Genomic DNA, 361 nt, shown 5'->3' with positions numbered 1-361 from the left:
GCTGTATCGCAGCTTTCATCATTCAACAGCGTTTCGGGCGGAAATACAGCTATCGCTTGCTGCAACGCCTGAACCCCTTGACCATAACGCATTAAAGGAGCAAAAGTCTGTTGTTCTTTCCCTGCCATAGCACTGATTTCACTGACGGCTTTTTGCCTGCCGACCGTGGATACTATAATTTGTTTATAGTTTTGTCGGACAGGGTCGACCAAAAAAACATAAGTCTCAGTAGTACTGGTGGAGTAACCCGGGCTTAGCTTTAAAGCCATTTCAGCCAATTGGCTATCGGTACAATCCATACACAAATCAGCACGAGTCAGGTACAAAACCCTCTCTGTCTGGGCATTCGCGGCCCCTGATA

General features: G+C 47.1%; 1 protein-coding gene. It reads right to left on the bottom strand.

Annotated features, from left to right (window positions below; genetic code table 11):
- A partial coding sequence (locus EMM73_RS19915; protein WP_145987586.1) for a hypothetical protein occupies window positions 1-299 on the bottom strand: 299 nt, incomplete at its 3' end.
- Between the last annotated feature and the right edge of the window lie 62 nt (window positions 300-361).

Source organism: Rheinheimera sediminis (genome assembly GCF_004005375.1).
Taxonomy (GTDB): domain Bacteria; phylum Pseudomonadota; class Gammaproteobacteria; order Enterobacterales; family Alteromonadaceae; genus Pararheinheimera.
This window is presented reverse-complemented; position numbering and strand designations above follow the sequence as displayed.